The organism is Mobiluncus mulieris ATCC 35243 (genome assembly GCF_000160615.1).
GTDB lineage: Bacteria > Actinomycetota > Actinomycetes > Actinomycetales > Actinomycetaceae > Mobiluncus > Mobiluncus mulieris.
Genome location: NZ_GG668518.1, coordinates 1,097,524 through 1,106,701, shown reverse-complemented (window position 1 = coordinate 1,106,701; position 9,178 = coordinate 1,097,524). Strand labels below are relative to the sequence as shown.

At 45.0% G+C, this 9,178-nt stretch carries 7 protein-coding genes; 5 read left to right on the top strand and 2 right to left on the bottom strand.

The features are described 5' to 3' along the window. Positions 1-523, bottom strand: a 523-nt coding sequence (locus tag HMPREF0577_RS04715) for a response regulator (RefSeq protein ID WP_004012565.1), incomplete at its 3' end; no start/stop codon positions are given. A gap of 2 nt (positions 524-525) precedes the next feature. Continuing rightward, positions 526-1,698, bottom strand: coding sequence for a sensor histidine kinase (locus HMPREF0577_RS04710; RefSeq protein ID WP_004012564.1), 1,173 nt, complete (start codon positions 1,696-1,698; stop codon positions 526-528). Between the two features lie 269 nt (positions 1,699-1,967). On the opposite strand from HMPREF0577_RS04710, the gene HMPREF0577_RS04705 reads away from it, so the two are divergent. The 5 genes from HMPREF0577_RS04705 (at position 1,968) to HMPREF0577_RS04685 (ending at position 8,714) form a co-directional block, all read left to right on the top strand. Next, complete coding sequence (locus HMPREF0577_RS04705; RefSeq protein WP_004012563.1) at positions 1,968-2,690, top strand: ABC transporter ATP-binding protein; 723 nt, start codon at positions 1,968-1,970, stop codon at positions 2,688-2,690. Continuing rightward, positions 2,683-4,563: an FtsX-like permease family protein gene (locus HMPREF0577_RS04700; protein ID WP_004012562.1), complete on the top strand. Its 1,881-nt coding sequence runs from the start codon at positions 2,683-2,685 to the stop codon at positions 4,561-4,563. The genes HMPREF0577_RS04705 and HMPREF0577_RS04700 overlap by 8 nt, the downstream gene beginning before the upstream one ends. Next, entirely contained in the window at positions 4,556-6,304 is a 1,749-nt protein-coding gene (locus tag HMPREF0577_RS04695) for an ABC transporter ATP-binding protein (protein ID WP_004012560.1), read from the top strand. The genes HMPREF0577_RS04700 and HMPREF0577_RS04695 overlap by 8 nt, the downstream gene beginning before the upstream one ends. Before the next feature lie 21 nt (positions 6,305-6,325). Further along, positions 6,326-8,281 (top strand): prolyl oligopeptidase family serine peptidase, encoded by a 1,956-nt coding sequence (locus tag HMPREF0577_RS04690; protein WP_004012558.1) that lies wholly within the window; start codon positions 6,326-6,328, stop codon positions 8,279-8,281. Between the two features lie 139 nt (positions 8,282-8,420). Next, on the top strand, positions 8,421-8,714 hold the full coding sequence (locus HMPREF0577_RS04685) for a type II toxin-antitoxin system VapC family toxin (protein ID WP_004012557.1): 294 nt from the start codon (positions 8,421-8,423) through the stop codon (positions 8,712-8,714). The last annotated feature ends 464 nt before the right edge of the window (positions 8,715-9,178 follow it).

Sequence of the window (9,178 nt, the reverse complement as noted above, 5' to 3'; positions counted from 1 at the left end):
TCAGGGCTTCCTGCCAGACTTGCCGCTCGGTAGCGGTGAGAGCTTTTTCCCCGGCACGGAACCTGGGGTCGGGGGTGAAATTGGGATCCTCGTAGTTGGCTATCAGCATATTGAGGGGTTTGGTAGACATGAACCTGCCACCATGGGCGACACGTTTAATCGCAGCGGACAGGTCGGCGCGGGGCGTGTCCTTGGTCAGGAATCCGTCCGCCCCGGCATCCAGGGCTTCTTTCAGCCAAGTATCATGGCGGAAGTTTGTTAACATGATTACTCCCAGGTTAGGGTATCGGGATTTGAGCTGTCGGGTGGCGGCGATGCCGTCCACTTTGGGCATTTCTACATCCATCAGAACCACGTCGGGATGGTGGGTTTGCACTAAGTCCAGGACGTAGCTCCCATCAAAACCGATGCCGGCCACGCTGATTTCGGGATCTGTTTCGATGACTAGGCGCAAATCTTCAAGAATTTCGTGGTCATCGTCTATCAGAATGACCTGGTAGTGATGGTGGGTGTCTGTGGTCATGATTATCCTTTCAATAGTTTTTCCAAGTCTGGAATCAGGGGGATTTGGGCCTCTGTGAGCCACATTGCGCCGATGGTGCTGGTTTCGAGGTTTCCTCCGAGGTTGTCCAGCCGGTAGGCCAAGCGTTGCAGTCCGGTGCCCCCGGAGACATCGGGGGTTTTGGGGGATTGCCCGATGCGGTTGCTTTGGAAAAGCATCACCGTCTGTCCTTCCAGGTTCAGGCTCAGTTCGACTTCACTTAGTGGAGCGGCGTATTTTTCTGCATTAGCGAGCAGTTCCGCTACGGTTTCGGTTACTATCAGGGTGTTTTCCACGGGTAGATTGTAAAGCCGTGGGTCAATGTCTGTGGTGAGGCTGATATTGGCGTGAGTCAGGTGCTTGTGGGCTTGCTCTAGGGTTTCTTTCAGGGTGAGTGCTTCCTGGTCGATGCCTAGTTGTACCCCTTCGAGAACCCGAATCAGGTGTCGCAGCCGACTGAGGGACTCGGCGGCTTCTTGCTGCAGTTCTTGTTGAATAATTTGGCGGTCGCAAGTGTTGGACTCTTCCCAATGTTGTAGGCGCAGCACCAGACGGGTGAGGTCTCGGGCGGTGGTGTCGTGGATGGCAGCGGCGATGCGTTGTTCGGTTTCTTCCTGGATGCGTCGGACGTTTTCTTTTGCGGTTTCGCGTTCCTCCACAATCACGCGTGCTGCCCAAGATAAACCAACAGTTATTAGGCTCAGGATTAACTGGCTGATGAGGGACTCAACCTGGTAATCGAAATGTTGGAATGATGCAAAACTGGAGAGCACAGTGGCTATGACTAGCCAGCGTTGCCGATGCACTGTCCCCTCGGCGCATAGCACTAGCGAAGCCATGCTTTGAAGCAATATCGGGGTTTGTACTGGCAAGAAGATATAGAGGACACACACTGCTAGCAGAATCCAGCGTCCCGGCACGGAACGGAAAACCATCAAAATCCAGGCGGTAACTATAGGCAGTATCAACAGCCACAACCAAAGGGAGTGCGGTGGGGTTTTTATCCAAGTCCAGACCTGCCACAGGGCAAAAACAGCAAGGCTGGTCGACAAGAGCAGTCCACGCAGGGTCAGAGTGGTCATGAGCCATTGCAGTCCGGCTCTGGCGGCCACATCGAGGCGGAAGAGTCGGCTTAGTTGAGACCGAGGAATATCCATGCTTTTTATAATAAACCAGATTCCCTCTAAAGAATACAGTTATAAGAAAATATAGTGATTTGAAAAATTATTGTGAAAAATATTCGACTTTGGTGCTAGTTGGTGTCCTACTTTAGTCGGAGAAATTATGCGATGAAAGTAGGACAGGAATTGTTACAGATCTCCTAGAAATCGTTTCTGATGGTGGTAGAGTGAAAACATGTACGGAGCAGCAACTACTAAAAGAGTATCTCGAATTAGAAGGGAAAATGCTAGAAAGGAAAATCTAAATGGCTTTGTTTGATATTAATAATATTTCTTTTCGTTATCATTCTAAGCAGGGTGATATTTTGAAAGGGGTAAGTTATACGGTGGAGTCGGGTGATTATTTGGCGATTATGGGGCCGTCTGGGTCGGGGAAGACTACGTTGCTTAAATGTATTGCGGGAATATTGTCTCCGACGGGTGGTGAGGTTCTTTATAAGGGGAAGGATACAACACGAGTGAAGCAGTCTGTGCTTAATCGGTTGCGCCGGACGGACTGGGGATTTGTGTTTCAGGAGTATAATCTGGTGGATGCAATTAATGTGGTGGATAATGTGCGTTTGCCAGCGTATTTTAATCATCAGCGTTTGAGCAAAGACGCAGTGATGACTGCTTTGGAAAGTGTTAATCTGGGGTCTTTTGCGTCGCGTTTTCCTGATGAGCTTTCAGGCGGTCAGCAGCAGCGTGTTGCTATTGCGCGGGCGATTGCGAGTAAACGAGAGGTAGTGTTTGCTGATGAGCCGACGGGTGCTTTGGATAGTAAATCCAGTAAAGAGGTTATCTCGAATCTGACCAAGCTAAATAAAACCGGGGCTACCGTGTTGATGGTGACGCATGATCCGATGGTGGCGGCAGCGGCGGCTAAGGTGTTGTTCCTCTATGACGGCAAGATAGTACAGCAAGGAAACTATCAGTCGGCGCAAGAAATATCCAATATCCTGCTAGATATGGAGAACGCAAATGCTTGAGCTCGCAAAATTAGCCACTAGACTATTAAAAGGTCATAAATCCCTATACCTCAGCTGCGCCGTAACGATTAGCATCGTCACCATACTTTCTTCAGCACAAGTTGCCTTAGGTATGAATCTGTCAAATCCTGCACTAGTTCATGTTGATGGCGTCCCCTCGGAAGAAGTAAGCCTGGAATTGATTCCATTAAGAGGTGTATTGATCTTTTTAGGGATTATTCTTTTAGTACTGAGTTCTTTTCTCATATTCTCAGCTATAGTGCAGGTGGTACAACTTCGTGGTGAAGAAATTCAATTATTAAAGCTGTCCGGAGCATCCAAAACGCAATTAAACTCGCTGATTGCTTTTGAGGCATTCGCGCTTGGCTTGTTTGTTGGTATCCCATCCGCCGTAATTGGTAGCTTTTTCTCTATAGCGCAGTTACAATTTTTAGGTGCTATTGGATTTTTTGGAAAGAGCCTACACGTAACATATGAATTCAATTTTATGCAGGTCTTATTTGTGGTAGGGCTAGTCATATTTGAGTGTGCTGTTGCTGGATATTTTGCGACAATAAAGGTGGGGAGTGAAAAAGAAACAAAAAGCGCTATAAAGAGGATTTCTCCGGTTACGGTTGTGTGGAGGGTTTTGCTGGCATTAGCTATTGGAATTTTTCTTTTTGCAGTGAATCTGGATGCTTTTGGTGGTTTGTACATATTACTTGTACCACTGATGATAGTTATAGCTATTTTGTTAGTTGCACCATTGTTTATCCCTATTGTATCTAAACTGATAGGTAACGCTATTGGACTGTTTAGACCGGGCATTGGTTTATTAGTATCTCAAGTAAGTCAAAAGAATGTATTTAGGTTTTCACATTACGCGGCACCGCCTATTATATGTCTTGGGATTGTTGGCACTTTTATAGCCCTGGACTTTCCGGCGTCAGAGATGCTGTATCAAGATTTTTACAACAGTTCAAAGGCTTCTTCGGTATTCATTACAGAAGGGTCAGCGGATGCTAATAAAATCTATGATCTAGTATCAGCGAAATCTGCGGATGTATCACGCATACGTGAAAGGCTAATATCGGATAAGCGAGGATATTCGAGCCTTTACTATGTTGATTTTAAGGAAAACTTTAATCTTTTAAATCAAAAACTTATTCAAGGACAATTAGATAACGTTGGAAATGCAAATGTGGCCAGCAGTATATCTGGTAGTGTTATTGGGGATAAGGTTACTATATATAATGAAAATGGTGAATCTTTTGAATTAACTGTGACTGCTCTTCTCCACGACTCCGTACATGAAGGTTACTTTATAGATTGGTCGATGCTTTCTCATTTCCCGAAATTTGCGAAGTCCAAGAATACAGAAACAATGGTATTTGCCCGCGGAATTACCCCTCAGATGTCACAAGATATTGCAAAGTCTGTCAACTCTGAAGTTAAAGTACTTACTAGGTATGGCTATGCTAAGTACTTGCAAAATATGCGGCACGTACTTGCTTTTAGAGGTAATGTCGGCATGTTCGGTGTCATACTTATCATGACTTTGATAGCCTTATTGCAATTAACGATAAGCGAGGAAATCGCTCGTAGAAAGCAATGTCAACAACTACATGCCCTGGGAGTAGATAATAAGGATATCCTTAGCTTTGGATTAGCTACGGTTTTATCTACTCAACTGGTTTCTTTATTATTGACTTTGCTCAGTCTACTATTTACAGCATATCGATGCTCTTCTGTGGCGAAAACCTCAACTATAGCGGATTTTATGTATGTAATGCCGCTAATCCTTATTTGTTGGGTATCAATTTTGCTCTTTACCTTAGTGATACAAACGCTGGCAACACACCATTCACTACGTGCGGTACTAAAAAATGTTTAATAAAGCCTCAATCAGATTGTATACTAAACAAGTTACTGCCATAAAGTACTTGTTTATCGCTACGCTTGTGATTGGTATGGTTACGTCTCTAGTGAATACGATTCAACCACTACTTCAGAAATCCCTTTTTGATAACATTAACTCAATTAGTGCATATCAGATATTGGTTATTTTGGCTTTTTTGCTATTATTCACTTTCCTGTCGGCATTGGAAGGGTATCTACAGAATACCATTGGGAATAAAATTATTGCCAATGGTAGGAAGCAAATCACCAGGCAGATTCAATACATTGATCATGAAAGTTACGATAATTGCCCTAAAGGCGAGTTAATTTCCAGATTTACAGATGATGTGATTCGTATTAGTGATGCTATAAAAGATGGTATAGTTTCTCCCGTATCTTCCATCTTTACATTCTGTTTTGCTTTTATCGGAATGTTTCTAATCGATAAGGTGCTGCTTGCTTTCTCGTTAGCTTTTTCTCTGCTGGGCGTAGTATTGAGCGTAATCAGCACAAAACCAATCGATAAAAGTTCCGCCAAGGTGCAGATTGCAAATGGACAACTTACTGTAACCTTTGAAAGTTTTCTCTCCAGCCTGCCACTCCTGCGTGCCTATAATGCTATTCCTGTTGCAGCAAACAGGACTGAGGCTAAAATTACTAACCATTACAATTTAATGCAAAAACTCACCCTGCAAGAGTCAATCATCAGGCCACTTGGCGGATTCATCATGTATCTGGCATTGTTTGGCAGTGTTGGTGTCGGAGCGTATCGCGTCTCCTCAGGATTTACTACTCTCGGCAGTCTCGTCGCATTTGTCATGTATCTGATGATGATGGTAAACCCGACCAGCCAAATTCTTGGCGGTATTGCCGCTTTGCAAGCAGGGAAAGCCTCCCTCCTGCGCGTTAACGAATTACTCAATATTAAACATGACACTAGTATATCAAGCGCAATTCATGTGAAAACTGAGACAGTCAACAGGCCAGCTCCCGGCCAGCATGCCAACTTGTCCGCTATTTCGTTCCATAATGTGTCCTATCGGTATGAGTGCGCTGACAATTCGTTCAGTTTAGGAACGCTGACATTCGATATAGCCAGAGGAACGAAGACGGCGATTGTTGGACAATCAGGTTCCGGTAAATCAACTATTCTGTCCCTGATTGAAAGATTCCGTGTTCCCGCCTCTGGGGCAATCAGTCTTTTTGGCGTCCCGCAGCTGAACTATGATATTGACCAGTATCGCAATCATTTTGCTTATATTGATCAGGAAGCCGTCGCTCTGGGGGGAACCCTGCGCGAAAATTTGTTGATAGCCAACAATTCCATTTCAAAATCTATGATAAAGGACTCGCTGGCGCAAGTGGGACTAGCCTATCTCTGCGAACGGCTAGATGTGGATTTAGGTGATTCTGGATTTAAACTGTCAGGCGGTGAAAGGCAACGCATCAGTTGGGCACGATTTTTGATTAACATTAACCGAGACGTACTGCTATTGGACGAACCAACCTCAAATGTAGACTCCATCTCGAATGAGCTGCTAGTCAATATTCTCAGTAAAGCGTCCCCATCCTCCACAGTATTAATGGTAACTCACAATATCTCTCAAATTAAGAATTTTGGTAACGTGCTGGTTATGGATAAGGGTAAACTGCTCGGAGTTGGGACGCACGAGACACTCCTAGAAGAATGTGAAAAATATTATTACATGGCATTAAATCAAGGTGTTACTAATTAAAATTCACTAGAGGACTGTATCGTGAAATACTTTGAATACCAGATTTTGGATAGCGAGGATGTCGCAAATGAGACTAAGCTAATACAGGATTTCCTAGCCAAACACCCTCTTGGTAACCAAGATAGTTTACAGAAGCCAACCTCTATAAGTGCGCTAGATAACTTTAACGAGCTAATTGTCCGTAAAGGAAACTATTGGTATTACTATAAGAAATCTGGCGGTAAATTCTTATTTTGTTGCGTCGAAGCTACTGATGAAACGCAAGATAACTTCTGCATAAATAATGTAAAACATGAAGTGATCCTGCATCATAACGCGTCAGTGATAGTAAAAATAAGCATAAGCCCCAATAATAAATTTATTGCATTTTTAGAACGTAAAACAGCTGGAATTCTACAACTTAGAATTAAACACTCAGATCCGCATGCCGAAACATCAAATGATGTCATTATTCCAAATGTGGGTTCCACAATCGCCTGGTCACCAGATAGTTCCTCGATTTTTTACACCAAAAGCGATTCTACTCTGCGCCCTTCCCAGTTGTGGATAAAGAACATAGTTTATGGGGACGCGGAGATTTTGCTTTTACATGAGACTGATTTACGCTTTGGTATCATTGTTTCAAACATAGATGATAAAATTATCTCACTATCCTCAAGTCCAGATGTCAGTGAAACTAGAATCTTCAACTATAGTAATGGTTTATGGAAATCTGATATTTTAATCTCCCGAACACTAAACCTAAATCATAGAGTCTTTGGAATAAATACCTCCGAAGGGCGACGGCATTATATAGTCAGGACTACCAACAACCTTGGAGAATACAATCTCTATTCTGTTTCCAGTAATCAACTTGGTTCCAAAACAGATATATCAAGATGGGTGCCTATCTTCAGCAGTACGCGGGAACACATTCTAGGTGACGTGTTTACAACACGGGAGCTAATTATTTTGTCCATAAAGACAAATACTTTATATACCATTAAGGTTTTAGATAGGCGCACATTTTGTAATCTTCCTATTCCTCTGCCGATGAATGCGGATTCTGAACTAATAAATTTTCGGATAGTGGATACAGATTTTGAAAACTCCACCTTTCGGTTTATCAAGTCATCCTATACGCAGCCTCCTCTGCTTTATAATTATAGCTATAAGAAACGTGCATTCCTAAAAATTAATTCATCGACTAACACGGTTAGAAACCAACATATTTTGGCTCACCGTGTAACGGTATTGTCCGGTTCATGCCGAATTCCCTTGACATTGATTAGAAATAACAGGATGCTATATCCCAGTCCCTGTATTCTCATCGCCTACGGTGCTTACCAGCACTCTCTAGATCCGGACTACTTGGCCGAGTGGATACCCCTGATAGACGAGGGGATAATGGTCGCCATAGCCCATGTGAGGGGCGGGGGAGAACACGGTGGGCAATGGCATCAAGCCGGCAGGGGACTAAATAAAACCAACTCCTTTACCGATTACAACTCGTGTATAAACTATTTGCTAAGTTCACCGCTGGTTGATGCAAAGCGACTTGGCCTGTTCGCAGTCTCTGCCGGAGCCTTGCTGCCGGCATATTTCATGAATAACCGACCGGGCATAGCAAAAGCTTGCCTGGTTCGCCAACCTTTCGTCAATCCTTATGCTGCACTCTTGAATCCGGCGCTGCCGCTTACTGCCACCGATTGGAGTGAGTTCGGAAATCCTATCGAAGACTCTGCGGCAAAACATCTCATAGAATCGTATTCCCCGCTGCAAAATGTTCAGCGGCAAGAATACCCGACATTAGCGGTCATCCTCGGTGAATATGACACGCGAATCAGCAATCGCGATGCTTTAAACTGGGTACAGAAAATCCGACAAAACAACACCGCTCATACGAAATGCTTGTGCTCTGTCGTGCCAAACACGGGTCATGGCGCCACACATCCTGAATTCGAATACGTCTTCTGGCACCACCACCTGTTGTCCTAAGTCCGCCCATGGGGATATCAATGTGTAACGTAGGCGCTAATCTTATTGACTAGTTTCCCCGGGTTAGGTTGCAGATAGGAAAGGTATCTGTTAGGAGGTCTGGAATGGAACCGAAAATCACCTGAGTTGCGCAAGTTTAGTGACCCAGTTTGTTTGCAGGTTGGCTCGGGTGACGGGGCGCTTGGATGTGGCGCAGCGTGGCCAGGCGCGAGCGATTTTGGATGCCTTGAACTTGGTTCGCATTAGCTCCCAGATTTGTGACCTGGCGGGTTTGTTAGAACCGGCAGTTTTACGCAGCTTGGATGCGATTCACCTGGCTACTGCACTACAGGTAGGGGATGATTTAGAGGCGCTGGTTACCTATGACCTGCGTCTGGGCGTGGCGGCTCAAATGGGTGGTATCCCGTTGCTTTCTCCGGGGTATTCAAAATAGCCCGCCGTGCTTTCGGGTTCATGAGGGGCTTGCCGGGATGCGATGATTTGCTCGAGATGCTAGTAACCTGTGATGATTTTGTAACCGTATTCTCTAACCCGCACTTATTGCCAGCTGTGTGCCATGCTGTGACTATCAATTGTAGGGGAAGGGTTGATAGCGATGGTAAGCTGCGCCTCTGATGCCGTCGTGAAAGACCAGGTGATTGTACGTGTGCCGCGTTGAAGTCACAAATCGTACCGAAGCAGTCTGCAAAGCCAGGGACTTGCCCATGTCCAGCGCGATTACGGGGTTCTGGCGTTTCATTGAGGGCAAACAGCGCAGCCCCTTCGAATTCGCCGCGTTGCCGGAAACTCAAGAAAGCTGCCCCGCAGACCGGTGAAAAAATCATCCGGGAACTTGGAGCAATCAGTGGCACTGACCTACCTAGTGCAAATAGTTCCCTACCGCTGTCTTTCACGTTT

Bases quoted from the DNA above. Each gene is read 5' to 3' on its own strand.
- HMPREF0577_RS04710 (WP_004012564.1), bottom strand. From the start codon at position 1,698: ATGGATATTCCTCGGTCTCAACTAAGCCGACTCTTCCGCCTCGATGTG.
- HMPREF0577_RS04705 (WP_004012563.1), top strand. From the start codon at position 1,968: ATGGCTTTGTTTGATATTAATAATATTTCTTTTCGTTATCATTCTAAG.
- HMPREF0577_RS04700 (WP_004012562.1), top strand. From the start codon at position 2,683: ATGCTTGAGCTCGCAAAATTAGCCACTAGACTATTAAAAGGTCATAAA.
- HMPREF0577_RS04695 (WP_004012560.1), top strand. From the start codon at position 4,556: ATGTTTAATAAAGCCTCAATCAGATTGTATACTAAACAAGTTACTGCC.